Annotated in this window: 13 protein-coding genes, 1 tRNA gene, 1 pseudogene and 1 riboswitch; of the genes and pseudogenes, 10 read left to right on the top strand and 5 right to left on the bottom strand. The window is 70.6% G+C overall.

Going from position 1 to position 14,934, the window contains the following annotated elements:
* The first annotated feature begins 108 nt into the window (after positions 1-108).
* Positions 109-283: riboswitch (cyclic di-AMP (ydaO/yuaA leader) on the top strand.
* Positions 284-286: 3 nt separating this feature from the next.
* The 5 genes from ABT122_RS21540 to ABT122_RS21520 all read left to right on the top strand — a co-directional run bounded on the left by ABT122_RS21540 (position 287) and on the right by ABT122_RS21520 (position 4,832).
* A complete protein-coding gene (locus tag ABT122_RS21540; protein ID WP_351554487.1) occupies positions 287-1,030 on the top strand; it encodes a transglycosylase family protein in 744 nt (247 codons plus the stop codon).
* 315 nt (positions 1,031-1,345) lie between these two features.
* Positions 1,346-2,632, top strand: coding sequence for a phosphopyruvate hydratase (gene eno / locus ABT122_RS21535; protein WP_351554484.1), 1,287 nt, complete (start codon positions 1,346-1,348; stop codon positions 2,630-2,632).
* A gap of 146 nt (positions 2,633-2,778) precedes the next feature.
* On the top strand, positions 2,779-3,249 hold the full coding sequence (locus ABT122_RS21530) for an FtsB family cell division protein (protein WP_351554481.1): 471 nt from the start codon (positions 2,779-2,781) through the stop codon (positions 3,247-3,249).
* 104 nt (positions 3,250-3,353) lie between these two features.
* On the top strand, positions 3,354-3,884 hold the full coding sequence (locus tag ABT122_RS21525) for a DUF501 domain-containing protein (protein WP_351554478.1): 531 nt from the start codon (positions 3,354-3,356) through the stop codon (positions 3,882-3,884).
* Positions 3,885-3,914: 30 nt separating this feature from the next.
* On the top strand, positions 3,915-4,832 hold the full coding sequence (locus tag ABT122_RS21520) for a Ppx/GppA phosphatase family protein (RefSeq protein WP_351554475.1): 918 nt from the start codon (positions 3,915-3,917) through the stop codon (positions 4,830-4,832).
* A gap of 24 nt (positions 4,833-4,856) precedes the next feature.
* Here the strand turns inward: ABT122_RS21520 and ABT122_RS21515 are convergent, their stop codons facing one another.
* The 3 genes from ABT122_RS21515 to ABT122_RS21505 all read right to left on the bottom strand — a co-directional run bounded on the left by ABT122_RS21515 (position 4,857) and on the right by ABT122_RS21505 (position 5,797).
* Complete coding sequence (locus ABT122_RS21515; RefSeq protein ID WP_351554472.1) at positions 4,857-5,126, bottom strand: type II toxin-antitoxin system RelE family toxin; 270 nt, start codon at positions 5,124-5,126, stop codon at positions 4,857-4,859.
* Positions 5,123-5,395: a type II toxin-antitoxin system Phd/YefM family antitoxin gene (locus tag ABT122_RS21510; protein WP_351554469.1), complete on the bottom strand. Its 273-nt coding sequence runs from the start codon at positions 5,393-5,395 to the stop codon at positions 5,123-5,125. Before ABT122_RS21510 ends, ABT122_RS21515 begins: the two co-directional genes overlap by 4 nt.
* Before the next feature lie 183 nt (positions 5,396-5,578).
* Entirely contained in the window at positions 5,579-5,797 is a 219-nt protein-coding gene (locus tag ABT122_RS21505) for a hypothetical protein (protein WP_351554467.1), read from the bottom strand.
* A gap of 253 nt (positions 5,798-6,050) precedes the next feature.
* On the opposite strand from ABT122_RS21505, the pseudogene ABT122_RS21500 reads away from it, so the two are divergent.
* From ABT122_RS21500 to ABT122_RS21485, 4 genes and pseudogenes are all read left to right on the top strand, one after another.
* Positions 6,051-6,857 (top strand): annotated as a pseudogene (locus ABT122_RS21500) (helix-turn-helix domain-containing protein); the annotation flags it as partial.
* Positions 6,858-6,933: 76 nt separating this feature from the next.
* On the top strand, positions 6,934-7,137 hold the full coding sequence (locus tag ABT122_RS21495; RefSeq protein ID WP_351554465.1) for a DUF397 domain-containing protein: 204 nt from the start codon (positions 6,934-6,936) through the stop codon (positions 7,135-7,137).
* A 456-nt stretch (positions 7,138-7,593) separates the two neighbouring features.
* Positions 7,594-8,982, top strand: a complete 1,389-nt coding sequence (locus ABT122_RS21490) for an NAD(P)/FAD-dependent oxidoreductase (protein ID WP_351554462.1) — start codon at positions 7,594-7,596, stop codon at positions 8,980-8,982.
* A 278-nt stretch (positions 8,983-9,260) separates the two neighbouring features.
* Positions 9,261-10,541 (top strand): class I SAM-dependent methyltransferase, encoded by a 1,281-nt coding sequence (locus ABT122_RS21485; RefSeq protein ID WP_351554459.1) that lies wholly within the window; start codon positions 9,261-9,263, stop codon positions 10,539-10,541.
* A 131-nt stretch (positions 10,542-10,672) separates the two neighbouring features.
* On the opposite strand, the gene ABT122_RS21480 is transcribed toward ABT122_RS21485, so the two are convergent.
* Entirely contained in the window at positions 10,673-13,225 is a 2,553-nt protein-coding gene (locus tag ABT122_RS21480) for an ABC transporter permease (protein WP_351554456.1), read from the bottom strand.
* A 67-nt stretch (positions 13,226-13,292) separates the two neighbouring features.
* Positions 13,293-14,069, bottom strand: coding sequence for an ABC transporter ATP-binding protein (locus ABT122_RS21475; RefSeq protein ID WP_351554542.1), 777 nt, complete (start codon positions 14,067-14,069; stop codon positions 13,293-13,295).
* Positions 14,070-14,673: 604 nt separating this feature from the next.
* On the opposite strand from ABT122_RS21475, the gene ABT122_RS21470 reads away from it, so the two are divergent.
* A tRNA-Leu gene (locus tag ABT122_RS21470) sits at positions 14,674-14,756 on the top strand.
* The last annotated feature ends 178 nt before the right edge of the window (positions 14,757-14,934 follow it).

The raw sequence follows: 14,934 nt of genomic DNA, 5'->3' as shown, positions 1-14,934 counted from the left end.
TTCTCTCTTGGACATCGGGGAGAGCTGTGTCTACGGTCTGAACCGCTCGCCACCGCGGGCACCAACGACCGTCACGCCGAATCCTGCCGCCGGTCGGGGGGAACAGTCGACGCGAGAGCGCCGAAGGCAGGAGCGGGGGACCCAAGGTAAGTGCCGGGCCCCGGCCGCTGAGGACAGCGGCCGGTACCGGCTAGGGGTGAAGCCGCGCGCTAGGACGCGCGGCCGGGCAACTCATCTGGCCCGAACCCGACAGCTCACCTCGTAGGCGTCGGTGAGGAGTAACTCCATGCTGTTTTCCGGCAAGGGCAAGCACCGCCGCCCCTCCAAGGCCACCCGTATCGTCACGCTCGCCGGTGTGACCGGTGCCGCTGTCGCGGCCCCGCTGATCGGCGCCTCCTCCGCCTCCGCCGCGACCGCGGCCGAGTGGGACAAGGTCGCCCAGTGCGAGTCCGGCGGCAACTGGTCCATCAACACCGGCAACGGTTACTACGGCGGCCTCCAGTTCTCGGCCTCCACCTGGGCCGCGTACGGCGGTACCGCCTTCGCCCCCACCGCCGACCAGGCCAGCAAGGCGCAGCAGATCCAGACCGCCGAGAAGGTCCTCGCGGGCCAGGGCAAGGGTGCCTGGCCGAGCTGTGGCGTGGGCCTCTCCAACGCCTCGTACACCGGTGGCGGCTCGGACTCGGGCACCACCCAGAAGGCCGCGCCGAAGGCCGAGCAGCCCAAGGCCGCGACCCCGGCGCCGCGGCAGCAGACCCAGGAGCCGCAGCGCTCCGAGGTCCCGACGACCCGCTCCGAGCGCCCGTCGGCCGCCCCGGCCCCGCAGCAGCAGCAGTCGGCGCCGGCCGCGAAGCCGCAGGGCTTCCAGAAGGGCGACGGCGAGTACAAGGTCAAGACCGGCGACACCCTGAGCATCATCGCCGACGCCGAGAAGGTCGACGGCGGCTGGGAGAAGCTCTACGAGCTGAACAAGGACATCGTCAGTGACGCCGATGTCATCTACCCGGGCCAGCAGCTCGACCTGAGCTGACCCGAGGCGGGCTCCCCCGGCTCCGGGAGCCGGCCCCCCGGCCGCACCCCCCTCCGGGGGCCGGCCCCCGATGGACCACCCCGGTCCGGCGCGCTTCCCCCCGATCGCGCCGGACCGGGGTTTCCTCTGTCCCCTCTCCTCTCCTCTTTCTTTTCTCTCCCCTTGTCTGTCGCGATCCGGCCGGGCGGTTCTGTTACCGATCGGTAGGTTCGTCCCAGGGGGCGGGCATCCGACGGACGACACCCGGCCGCCGGTTAGGCTCTTGTCGCAAGGCCAATGAGACCCTGCACATCACGCGTCACATCCCAGAAGGAGATGCTCGTGCCGTCCATCGACGTCGTCGTAGCCCGGGAAATCCTGGACTCCCGAGGCAATCCCACGGTCGAGGTCGAGGTTGGCCTCGACGACGGCAGCACCGGCCGTGCTGCTGTCCCGTCCGGCGCCTCCACCGGTGCCTTCGAAGCCCTTGAGCTTCGCGACGGCGACCAGAACCGTTACCAGGGCAAGGGTGTCGAGAAGGCCGTCCTCGCCGTCATCGAGCAGATCGGCCCCGAGCTGGTCGGCTACGACGCCACCGAGCAGCGCCTGATCGACCAGGCCATGTTCGACCTGGACGCCACCCCGGACAAGTCCTCGCTCGGCGCCAACGCCATCCTCGGCGTCTCGCTCGCCGTGGCGCACGCCGCCTCCGAGGCGTCCGACCTGCCGCTCTTCCGCTACCTCGGCGGCCCGAACGCGCACCTGCTGCCCGTTCCGATGATGAACATCCTGAACGGCGGCTCGCACGCCGACTCCAATGTGGACATCCAGGAATTCATGATCGCCCCGATCGGCGCGGAGTCCTTCTCCGAGGCGCTGCGCTGGGGCACCGAGGTCTACCACACCCTCAAGAAGGTCCTGAAGCAGAAGGGCCTCTCCACCGGCCTCGGCGACGAGGGCGGCTTCGCGCCGAACCTCGACTCCAACCGCGCCGCGCTGGACCTGATCCTTGAGGCCATCAAGGAAGCCGGCTACGCCCCCGGCCGGGACATCGCGCTCGCCCTCGACGTCGCCGCCTCCGAGTTCTACAAGGACGGCGTCTACGAGTTCGAGGGCAAGTCCCTCTCGGCCGCCGAGCTGACCGAGTACTACGAGGAGCTGGTGGCGGCCTACCCGCTCGTCTCCATCGAGGACCCGCTCTTCGAGGACGACTGGGCCGGCTGGAAGGTCCTCACCGACAAGCTGGGCACCAAGGTCCAGATCGTCGGCGACGACCTCTTCGTCACCAACCCCGAGCGTCTCGCCCGCGGCATCGACGAGGGCTCCGCCAACGCGCTGCTGGTCAAGGTCAACCAGATCGGCTCGCTGACCGAGACCCTGGACGCCGTGGAGCTGGCCCAGCGCAGCGGCTTCAAGTGCATGATGTCCCACCGCTCCGGCGAGACCGAGGACGTCACCATCGCCGACCTGGCCGTCGCCACCAACTGCGGCCAGATCAAGACCGGCGCCCCGGCGCGCTCCGAGCGCGTCGCCAAGTACAACCAGCTGCTGCGCATCGAGGAGATCCTCGACGACGCCGCGGTGTACGCGGGCCGGAGCGCGTTCCCCCGCTTCAAGGGCTGACACCACCCGGCCGACGGGTCCGGCCCCCGGGCCCGCCCCGTCGGTCGGCCGGTCCTCCGCACGTCCCCGGCCCCGGTCCCGTACCGTGTCCGGGGACGTACGCGTGTACGCGAGGGAACGCACCGGAGCAGGGGAGGCGGAACGACATGGCCGGGAAGGACCGGGACCGGTTCTCCACCGCGACCAGGCTGAGGCTGCTCGGCGAGCAGACCGCCGCCCGTGTCTACCGCTCCCAGACCCGGCGCCAGGCCCGCCGCTCCCGGCTCACCGGCCGGGCGGCGTTCCTCGCGCTCGTGGTCTGCTCCCTGGTGGTCGCCCTCGCGTACCCGATGCGGCAGTACGTCTCCCAGCGCGGGGACATGGCGGAGCAGCGCGAGCGGCTGGCGGAGGCGTCGGACCAGGTCGAGCGGCTCCGGGACGAGAAGGCGCGGCTCCAGGACGAGATGTACGTCCGGCGCCTCGCCCGGGAGCATCTGCACTATGTGATGCCCGGCGAGACCGGATACACGATGATCGACCCGGAGGCCGCACAGCAGCGGCGCGACCGGGACGGTTCGGACGACCGCGCCTGGTACTCCCATGTCTGGGAGGGCGTGGACAGCGCCGACCGCAACTGAGACCCCCCGCCGGTACGCCGTCCGTACCGGCAGCACGCGGGCGGCACGGCACCCACACCGCCGTACCGCCGGCCGAGACAGCGAAACGCAGAGCCAAGGCAGGCATGGAAACCCCTCCTCCCCACACCGACCCGACCGAGCCCACCGACGCCGACATCGCGGCCTTCAAGGAACAGCTCGGCCGCCCGCCGCGCGGGCTGCGCACCATCGCGCACCGCTGCCCGTGCGGGCTGCCGGATGTCGTCGAGACCGCGCCCCGGCTGCCCGACGGCACCCCCTTCCCCACGCTGTACTACCTGACGTGCCCGCGCGCCGCGTCGGCGATCGGCACGCTGGAGGCGAACGGTGTGATGAAGGAGATGACCGAGCGCCTGGCGTCGGACCCCGAGCTGGCGGCGGCCTACCGGGCCGCGCACGAGGACTACATCGCGCGCCGCGACGCGATCGAGGTGCTCCAGGGCTTCCCCAGCGCCGGCGGCATGCCGGACCGGGTGAAGTGCCTCCATGTCCTGGTGGGCCACTCGCTGGCGGCCGGACCCGGGGTCAATCCGCTCGGGGACGAGGCCCTCGCGATGCTGCCGGAGTGGTGGCGCAAGGGACCGTGCGTCTCCCCGTGCGCCCCCGCTGAAGCCTGACCCCTCATCCCTTCCTCCCCAGGAGCGCGCATGACCCGGGTGGCCGCCATCGACTGCGGTACCAACTCCATCCGTCTGCTGATCGCGGACGCGGACCCCGCCACGGGGTCCCTGGTGGACCTCGACCGGCGGATGACCATCGTCCGTCTCGGCCAGGGCGTCGACCGCACGGGCCGGCTGGCTCCCGAGGCGCTGGAGCGGACCTTCGCGGCGTGCCGCGAGTACGCGGCGGCGATCAAGGAGCACGGCGCGGAGACGGTCCGCTTCGTCGCCACCTCCGCCTCCCGGGACGCGGAGAACCGCGACGAGTTCGTCGGCGGGGTGCTGGAGATCCTCGGGGTCGAGCCCGAGGTGATCAGCGGTGACCAGGAGGCGGAGTTCTCCTTCACCGGCGCGACGAAGGAGCTGCCGGGCGAGGAGGAGCGGCTGGTCGTCGACATCGGCGGCGGGTCGACGGAGTTCGTCATAGGGCGGGGGCGGGTGGAGGCGGCCCGCTCCGTCGACATCGGGTGTGTCCGGCTGACCGAGCGCCACATCCGCAGCGACCCGCCCACGGCCGCGGAGCTGGCCGCCGTCCGCGCCGACGCGGAGACGGCCCTCGACCTCGCGTCGGAGACCGTCCCCCTGACGGGCGCCCGCACCCTGGTGGGCCTGGCGGGCACGGTGACCACGATCGCCGGGATCGCGCTGGGCCTGGAGGAGTACGACTCCGGGGCGATCCACCACGCCCGCGTCCCGCACGCGCGGGTCGCCGAGATCACCCGCACTCTCGCGGAGTCCACCCACGCCGAACGCGCGGCGATCCCCGTGATGCACCCCGGCCGGGTCGATGTGATCGTGGCGGGCGCGATCGTCCTCCTCTCGATCATGGAGCGGACCGGCGCCACGGAGGTCGTGGTCAGCGAGCACGACATCCTGGACGGCATCGCCTGGTCGATCGCCCGCTGACGCGGCCACGGGCCGCGTCAGCGGTCAGAGGTCGCGGTAGACGTTCCGCCGGTCGCCCACCTTGACGACGAGGATGGTGAGTGCGCCGTCCTCGACCTGGTAGGCGATCCGGTAGTTGCCGACTCGGAGCCGGTAGAGCCCTGAGGGGCCTGTGAGCTTCTTGATGTCGGCGTCCTCGCGGTACGGATCGTCGCCGAGCGCGGTCAGCGCTGCGAGGATGCGCATGGCCGCGGGCCGGTCGATGGCGCGGAGCTGCCGCTGAGCGGCGGTGGTGAAGCGGAACGCGTACTTCACGCCGCGTCGTCCTCGTGTTCGGTGAACAGGTCGGCCAGCAGTTCCGCCATGGTCACGGTCGGGCCGCCCTCGGCCAGGACCGCTTCCGCTTCCCGGGCCAGCAGCACATCGGCGGCCTCCTCAAGTGCGTCGAAGTCTGCGATCGGCACGACGGCGGCCACTGGCAGGCCATTGCGTGTGATCACCGTGGGAGTGCCCTGCTCGGCACGGTTGATGTGGTCCGCGAGGTGGGCGCGGGCCTCGCGGACGGTCACAGTGCTGTCGGTCATACAGAGAAGTGTACGCGCAAGCGTGTACACGGGGGAGGCGGCGAGGAACTCGGTCCGGGCCGCCCCCCCCGCACGGTGGCCCGGGTCAGAGCCTGCCGACCGCCCCGGACGCCAGGAACCCGACGATGAGCCCCCAGACGGCGGCGCCCACCGCGACCGGCACCCAGCCCTTTCCGGGGCCGGTCATGTGCGCCCCCAGTCGCCGTAGATCCTGCGCTCCCGGTTCCGCGCGCGCACATCGCTGCGGAGAGCGGCGAGGAGAGGGCTGTCGCCTTCGGCGTCCGGCGGTGGGGTGATCTTCTCCGGGCAGTCGGGGTTCGGGCACTCGCAGGGCGGGAAGTCGGCGGCCCGGACGAGACGGGCCGGCTCCGGGCCGCCCGCCGTGAGGTCAGCCTCGCTCATCGCGCACCCGCTCCCGGTGGGTGCGGAGCCCTGCCTCGGCGGCGAGCAGAAGCCCCCGCGACCGGGGCGCCCACCCCTGCCTCGGCGCCCAGGAGGCAAGCCCTCGGGGCCCACTCGTTCTTACGTGTGCGATCACCTCGGCGAGGTCGGCATCCACTGGGTGGGAATGATGCATGCGTTCTCCTTCGCTCGGCCCCCCTGACTCCATTGCGTGACCAGGTGAACACAACTGGCTCTAGACTTGCATCACTTGATGGCGAGGATTCCAGCCGTCCCCTTGGGCTGCCCATCACCGGTGAGCCACACATGCGAGGTCAAGTCCATGAGCGACCAGGTGCTGTCCGAGAACTTGAATCCATGGGAGTCATTCGGGCTGGATGTCAGAGAGGTGCGCAGAGCCCGGAGGATGACCATGAGTGCCCTGGGCAGGGCGACCGGGTACTCGGAGAGTTATGTGAGCAAGGTGGAGAGAGGGGTGACGCCGCCGAGTGCCAAGTTCGCCGCTGGTGCGGACCGCGTCCTCGGAACCGGAGGTCTCTTCGCCCGCCGGCACCAGCGCGTTCGGTCGGGCGACCATCCAACCTGGTTCCAGCCGTACGTCGACCTGGAGAAGGAAGCGGCGCGCATCTACGACTACTCAGTCGCCTTCATCATGGGTGCTCTTCAGACGGAGGAGTACGCACGCGCGGTGTTCCGCACCAGTGTTCCCCGGGAGGCTGCCGAAGTGATCGAGGGCAGGGTGGCGGCGCGCATACGGCGTCACGAGATCATCGAGCGCGAGGTGCCGCCTCTGCTGTGGGTCGTACTCCACGAAGCCTGCCTGCGGACGGTGGTGGGCAGCCCCGATGTGATGGCCCGCCAGCTCGACCATCTCGTGGGCGAGTCCGAGGCGCCCGCTGTCACCCTTCAGATCCTGCCCTTCTCCGGGGGCGCCCCCGCTCACGATCTGCCGTTCACCCTGCTCTGCTTCGAGGGCTCGCCCACGCTGATTCACGCCGAGGGGCCCGAGGGGGGAAGGCCGTACGACAGAAAGCACACGGTCGCCCTCGCCACCGATATGTACGATCGTCTGCGGGCGGATGCACTGTCGCCCGAAGATTCGGTATCCCTTCTCAAAGAGATCGCCAGGGAGCATCGTGAGCAGCAGAGTAACCGCGACATGGGTCCGGTCCAGCTACAGCGGTCCGAGCGGCGGACAGTGCGTCGAATGGGCCCCCGCCCACGCCTCCGGTCATGGCGTCGTCCCGGTTCGGGACAGTAAGGCGCCCGGCACGGTGCTGATGGTCTCCCCGGCCGCCTTCGCCGGGCTCGTGGAGATGGCGCGGCGCACCCCCGCGTAAGACGGAGCAAGACCGCTCAGGACAAGGCGCGGCAGCGGCGGCCCACCCCGGAACCGGGGTGGGCCGCCGTGCTGTGGAGCGCAGGTCAGCGGGGCCGGCGCCCCCCTCCCCGCACCCTTCCGCGAACAAGTTCGTGAAGTTCTTCACAAGGAAAAGCGCCCTGATGGGCGCTCTGGGGGGCCGAAAGCCCCCCTTTCGTGGGCCGTTGGGCCCTCCGGGGGGAGAAGTGCGGGGTTCAAGGGGTGTTACGGGCATGTGAAACCAGCCGGTGGTTCCCTTGTAAGGAACGGTTAAGTGCCAGCTCACAGGGGGTTCACACCGCCCTCACCAGCACAGTGGTCCCCTCGCGCCACCATGATCCGCGCAAAGCGAGCCGCGCAGTGTAGCAGAGGTCACCCCACACCTTGTGAAGGGGCTCACGAGCACCCCCCGGGGGCGGGGTGGATACTCGATGGCATGAGCACCACGGAGCGTCCCAGGATCCTCGTCGTAGGCGGTGGGTACGTAGGCCTGTACGCGGCGCGCCGCATTCTGAAGAAGATGCGGTACGGCGAGGCGACCGTCACGGTCGTCGACCCGCGCTCGTACATGACGTACCAGCCGTTCCTCCCCGAAGCCGCCGCAGGCAGCATCTCGCCGCGGCACGTCGTCGTCCCGCTGCGACGCGTGCTGCCGAAGGCTGAAGTGCTCACCGGCCGTGTCACCACCATCGACCAGGACCGCAAGGTCGCCACCATCGCCCCGCTGGTCGGCGACGCCTACGAGCTGCCCTTCGACTACCTGGTCGTCGCGCTGGGCGCGATCTCCCGGACCTTCCCGATCCCCGGCCTCGCCGAGCAGGGCATCGGCATGAAGGGCATCGAGGAGGCCATCGGGCTGCGCAACCACGTGCTGGAGCAGCTCGACAAGGCCGACTCGACCACCGACGAGGCCGTCCGCCGCAAGGCGCTCACCTTCGTCTTCGTGGGTGGCGGCTTCGCCGGCGCCGAGACCATCGGCGAGGTGGAGGACCTGGCGCGCGACGCGGCCAAGTACTACACCAACGTCAAGCGCGAGGACATGCGCTTCATCCTGGTCGACGCCGCCGACAAAATCCTTCCCGAGGTGGGGCCGAAGCTCGGCGCCTACGGCAAGGACCACCTGGAGGGCCGGGGCATCGAGATCTACCTCTCGACCTCCATGGACTCCTGTGTCGACGGCCGTGTGGTGCTCAAGAACGGCCTGGAGGTCGACTCCAGCACCATCGTGTGGACCGCCGGCGTCAAGCCCAACCCGGCGCTCGCCCGCTACGGCCTCCCGCTCGGCCCCCGCGGCCACGTGGACACCGCCACCACGCTCCAGGTGCAGGGCACCGACTACGTCTGGGCCGCCGGCGACAACGCCCAGGTCCCGGATGTCGCCGCCCGCAAGGCCGGGGTCGAGAACGCCTGGTGCCCGCCGAACGCCCAGCACGCGCTGCGTCAGGCGAAGGTCCTCGGCGACAATGTGATCTCCGGTATGCGGGGCTTCCCGCAGAAGGAGTACAGCCACGCCAACAAGGGTGCGGTCGCCGGTCTCGGCCTGCACAAGGGCGTCGCGATGATCGTCATGGGCAAGATGAAGATCAAGCTCCGCGGCCGTCTCGCCTGGTACATGCACCGTGGCTACCACGGCATGGCGATGCCGACCTGGAACCGCAAGATCCGGATCTTCGCCGACTGGACGCTCCAGATGTTCCTCAAGCGCGAGGTGGTCTCGCTCGGCGCGATCGAGTCCCCGCGCGAGGAGTTCTACGAGGCGGCCAAGCCGGCCCCCGCCCCCGCCGCGGTCACCGTGCCCGCGCCGGAGAAGGCCAAGGCGTCCTGACCGCCGCGACAGCGCGCTGAACGAAGGGCCGTCCGCCATCCGTGGTGCGGACGGCCCTTCGCCATGCCCTGGCCGGATTCGGGCTCCCGGACACCCGGCCGGTCGTGCCGGATCACCGCCGTGCGGGGGGTGCGCGCCGGAATCCGTGGGAGATCACGCCGTGGCGGGAAGCACCCACAGTGGTCGAGTTGTTCATGAAAATGGACGGGGGTGCCGGAGACCGGCGCCCCCTGGCTCAGGAACCGCGCTCAGGAACCACCACCACGGAGGTGTGCGCCATGGCCGATGCCGCACTGCGGCTGACGTCCTTCGCCGAGGAACTGCTCCAATCACCCGTCCCCCTGCGCGTCCGGGCCTGGGACGGCTCCGAGTCGGGACCCCCCGGCGGCCCGGTCCTGGTCGTCCGGCACCGCCGGGCCCTGCGCCGGCTGCTGTGGCGCCCCGGCGAGCTGGGACTCGCCCGCGCCTGGGTCGCCGGTGAGATCGACATCGAGGGCGATCTCTACACCGCGCTCGACCGGCTCGCCGGTCTCGTCTGGCAGCGCGACACCCCGCCCCTGACCCTGCGCGACGCCCGGCTGCGCACCGCCGCCCGCGCCCTCGCCCGGCTCGGCGGCGCCCTGCCCCCGCCGCGCCCGCCCGCCGAGGAGGCCCGCCGGCACGGCGGCTCGTCCCACACCAGATGGCGGGACCGCAAGGCCATCAGCCACCACTACGACGTGGGCAACCCGTTCTACGAACTGGTCCTCGGGCCCTCCATGGTCTACTCCTGCGCCTACTTCGCGGACGACACCACCTCCCTGGAGGACGCCCAGACCGCCAAACTCGACCTGGTCTGCCGCAAGCTCGGTCTCACCGAGGGCGAGCGCCTGCTCGACGTCGGCTGCGGCTGGGGCTCGATGGCCGTGCACGCCGCCCGCGAGTACGGCGTCCGGGTCACCGGCGTCACCCTCTCCCGCGAGCAGGCGGCCTACGCCCGCAAGCGCATCGCCGAGGCCGGGCTCACCGACCGGATCGACATCCGCGTCCAGGACTACCGGGACGTCCACGACGGCCCCTACGACGCCATCTCCTCCATCGGCATGGCCGAACACGTCGGCTCGGTCCGCTATCTGGAGTACGCCCAGCGGCTCCACTCCCTGCTGCGGCCCGGCGGCCGGCTGCTGAACCACCAGATCGCCCGCCGCCCGGAGCGCGACGAGGCCGCCTACCGGGTGGACTCCTTCATCGACCGCTATGTCTTCCCCGACGGTGAGCTGTCCCCCCTCGGCCGGACCGTCTCCCTCCTGGAGCAGGCCGGCTTCGAGGCCCGGGACGTCGAGTCGATCCGGGAGCACTACGGCCGCACCCTGCGCCACTGGGTGGGCCGTCTGGAGGCCGGCTGGGACGAGGCGGTACGGCTGACCTCGCCCGGCAGGGCCAGGGTCTGGCGGCTCTACATGGCCGCCTCCGCCCTCGCCTTCGAGCACAACCGGATCGGGGTCAACCAGATCCTGGCCGTGAAGACCCCGGCCGGCGGCGGGGCGGGGCTGCCGCTGCGCACCCGTACCTGGAACTGACCACCCGCACGGGGAACGAGACCCGCACGGGGAACGACACCGCACGGGGAACGAGACCCGTACGGGGAACCACGAAAGCCCCGTGGGCGGGAGCCGAAGCTCCCGCCCACGGGGCCCGCCCCACCGGGCGGCTACTCGGTCTTGATGGCCGTCAGCATGTTCAGCCGGGCGGCGCTGCGGGCCGGCCAGAGCGAGGCGAGCACCCCGACCACACCGGCGAGCAGCAGGAAGAGTCCGATCCGCTCCCACGGGACGACGAGCGCGTACCCGGGGATGGAGCTCCTGAGGGTCTCGCCGATCGCCCAGCCGAGGAAGGAGCCGAGGCCCACTCCGATCAGGGCGCCGAAGAGCGAGATCACCACCGCCTCCAGACGGATCATGCGCTTGACCTTGCCGCGCTCCAGGCCGATCGCCCGCAGCATCCCGATCTCCTGCTGGCGCTCGAAGACCGACATCGCCAGCGTGTTGACGACGCCGAGGACCGCGATGATCAGGGCCATGCCCAGCAGGCCGTACATGATGTTCAGCATCTGGTTGATCATGCCGCCGAAGGAGTTGCGGATGTCCTGCTTGTCCATGACGGTCATGCCGGGGTTGTTGCCCAGCGCGTCCACCAGGGCCTGCTCATTGGCGCCGGTCTCGCCGCCGTCCATCGTCAGCCAGACCTCCCGGATGTCCGGGGTCGAGTCGTAGGCGGCGGTGACGGAGGCGTCGACGACGTACGGGGAGACGAACTCGTTCTCGGCGAAGACCGCGGCGACCTTCAGATCCTTCTTCTCGGTCCGCGCGTCGTCGCCTTCCTTGACGAAGGAGACCGGGATGGTGTCGCCGGGCTTCCAGCCGTGCTCGTCGGCGGTCTTCTCGGCGATGGCGACCTGGCCGTCCGCGAGACCGGCCAGCGAGCCGGAGACGGGCTCCAGGTTGAAGACCTTCGCGACGTCCGGGCCGTTGACCGCGGAGGCGGCCCGCTCCTCGCCCTTGACCTTCAGATAGAACGCCTGCTGGCCGGAGACCGCCTCGACGCCCTTGGCCTTCTCCAGGGCGGCGAGCGCCGAGGAGTCCATGATGCCGCCGTTCGCCATCATCACCATGTAGTCGGCGCGGATGTTGTCCGTCGTCGCCTTGTCGATGGCCTGGCTGAGGGTGACGCCGATGACGGTCAGACCGGTGACCAGGGTGAGCCCGATGGCCAGCGCGGAGGCGGTCGCTCCGGTACGGCGGGGGTTGCGGACCGCGTTCTGCGCGGCGAGCTTGCCGGAGACCCCGAAGAGCCGCTGGAGCGCCGGCCGCACCAGGGCGATCACCGGGCGGGAGAGCAGCGGGATCAGCACGATCACACCGATCAGGGCGAGGAAGGCCCCGCCGCCGATCAGCATCCGTCCCGTGCTGTCGCCGGAGGCGGCACCCGCGACGATCCCGGCGGCGCCGGCCAGGGTGAGGACACCGCCGATGGAGTTCCGGACCACCAGGGACTTGGTGGTGGCCACCGCGTGGGCGCTGCCCATCGCGGCCACCGGGGCGATGCGAGCGGCCCGGCGGGCGGGCAGCCAGGCGGCGAACACGGTGATCAGCACACCGACGACCAGGGCGGCCAGCACCGAGGTGGGGGCGACGATCAGCTCACCCGCGGGCATCTCGGCACCGAAGGAGGACATCGCGCCGCGCAGTCCGACCGCGAGCCCGAGCCCGAGGACGAAGCCGACGACGGAGGCGAGCACGCCGACCACCGCGGCCTCCATGATCACCGAGCGCTTGACCTGGCCGCGGGAGGCGCCGACGGCGCGCAGCAGCGCCAGCTCCTTGGTGCGCTGGGCTACCAGCATGGTGAAGGTGTTGGCGATCAGGAAGACACCGACGAAGAGGGCGATGCCCGCGAAGACGAGCAGCATGGTGTTGAGGTTGCCGAGGCCGTCCTCGATGGCCTTGGCCTGCTCGTCGGCGAGGGCCGTGCCGGTGTCGGCGCCGGCGCCCTCGGGCAGCAGCGGCTCGATCGCGGCCAGCACCTTCTCGTCCGGGACGCCCGGCGCGGCGGAGACGTTGATCTCGGTGAAGAGCCCCGGCTTGAGGTAGAGCTTCTGCGCCACGGCGGTGTCGAACAGCACCAGCGAGCCGCCCGCGTTGACCGCGCCGTCCTCGGTGGTGAAGATCCCGGAGAGGGTGTACTCCTGCACCGGTCCGTTGGTGGAGACCCGCACGGTGTCGCCGACCTCGTACTCGCCCTTCCCGGCGGTCTTCCGGTCGAGGGCGATCTGCCCGGCCTCGGCGGGGCCGGTGCCGTCGGTGAAGTCGTACGAGGCGTCCTTGCCGTCCTTGCCGGGGGAGTAGTTCGCCCCGGTGTTGGACCAGCTGCTGCCGATCAGCTTGCCCTGGGGGTCGGCGACCCCGGCGAACCCGGAGACCCGGCCGGTGGCCTCGGCGACCCCGTCGGCGCCCTGGATCTTCTTGAGAGTGGCGGCGGGCAGCCCGTCGCTGGTGACGCCGCCGCCGCTGTCGCTGGTGGGGCTGGTGACCACGACGGCGGTGTTGTCGAAGCTCTTCGCGGTCTGGTTGCGGAAGGCGTTGCCGAGGGTGTCGGTGAAGACCAGGGTGCCGGAGACGAAGGCGACGCCGAGCATGACGGCGAGGACGGTCATCAGCAGCCTGGCTTTGTGCGCGAGCACATTGCGCAGGGCGGTACGGAACATGTCAGTCAGTCCTGGGGTGAGAGCCGGGGTTCTGCGGGGCGGCTGCGGGTCGGCTGATCCGGCCGGGTCAGCTGGTCCGGCCCTTGGCGTCGAACGCCTTCATCTGGTCGAGGACGCCGTCGGCGGTGGGGTGGAGCATCTCGTTCACTATCCGGCCGTCGGCGAGGAAGATCACCCGGTCGGCGTAGGAGGCGGCGACGGGGTCGTGGGTGACCATCACGACGGTCTGGCCCAGCTCGCGCACGGAGTTGCGGAGGAAGCCGAGGACCTCGGCGCCGGAGCGGGAGTCCAGGTTTCCGGTGGGCTCGTCACCGAAGATGATCTCGGGCTGGGAGGCGAGCGCGCGGGCGACGGCGACGCGCTGCTGCTGGCCGCCGGAGAGTTCGGTGGGCCGGTGGCCGAGCCGGTCGCGCAGCCCGACCATGCTGATGACGTTCTCCAGCCACTGCTTGTCGGGCTTGCGGCCGGCGATGTCCATCGGAAGCGTGATGTTCTCCAGCGCGGTGAGCGTGGGGAGCAGATTGAACGCCTGGAAGATGAAGCCGATCTTGTCCCGGCGGAGCTGGGTGAGCTGCTTGTCCTTCAGCGAGCCGAGTTCGGTCTCGCCGATGCGGACCGATCCGGAGCTGAAGGTGTCGAGGCCGGCGACGCAGTGCATCAGGGTCGACTTGCCGGAGCCGGAAGGGCCCATGATCGCGGTGAACTCGGCCTGCCGGAAGTCGACGCTGACCCGGTCCAGGGCGACCACCTGGGTCTCGCCCTGTCCGTACACCTTGGACAGATCCGTGGCGCGGGCGGCCACGGCGGTGGCGGTGGCGCGGTGTGCGAGGGGCGTGGTGGTCACGAGAGTGAACTCCTGGTTCGGGGCGGCGTGGCGCTCGGTCGGTGTGATGTCCATCCTGGTACCGCCGGGCCCGCCGGACGTCAGTCCCCGTGCCCGTTCCCGGGACACTCTTTGGTCGCATCGGCCGGGCCGCTCCTCCTCCTCTGGTATGACGGCGCCCCTGAGGCCGGGGCGGTCGCCGGGGCCGCGCGCCGGGGCGGGTGAGGAGAGGAACGAAGAGGGGAGCGAAGACAGGAGCGAAGAGGGGAACGGGGAGGGGAACAGGGTGCGCGCGGAGAGGGCGGATTCGGTGGGGGTCCTGTGCGTCCCGGTAGCGCCCGGTGCCCGCCGGGTAGCACCCGGTGGCGGACTCCGCGCGGGAGCGGGCCGACTGTCCGGTATGGCTCGCTTGCGCGTGACGCGTGGTTCCGATGCGACGAGTTTCCGTCAATCACGTCCCGGGGCGTGACGGCCCACCTGTTGGGACAGCCCCCTCCGGGGGTTCTGCCACCTGGGCTGACGCACCCTCAAGCGGCAATAAAATAAGACAAGATCGGGCCAAGGGCCGGCCGGCCTCCGGATCACCCCGGATAGGCTCATGTGCTTACGCGGAGCCACGCACCTGGCCCGGATGGTGGAATGCAGACACGGCGAGCTTAAACCTCGCTGGCCTTCATGGCCGTGCCGGTTCGAGTCCGGCTCCGGGCACTCTCCGTGACCGGATATCGGCACCGGGTAGTTGAAACCTGGACCGTCACAGGGGTCACATAGTCGCATTTCCTCCTCTCGTTGCCCACCCCTGTGAACCCCTGTGCGGAACGCCCCCGACCGGACGTTCTGTGTGGTTCGGGAGAGAGGCCCGGCCCCCGCGTGGATCGCGGGGGCC

This window comes from Streptomyces sp. NPDC001985 (assembly GCF_040296845.1).
Taxonomy (GTDB): Bacteria; Actinomycetota; Actinomycetes; order Streptomycetales; family Streptomycetaceae; genus Streptomyces.
This window is presented reverse-complemented; position numbering and strand designations above follow the sequence as displayed.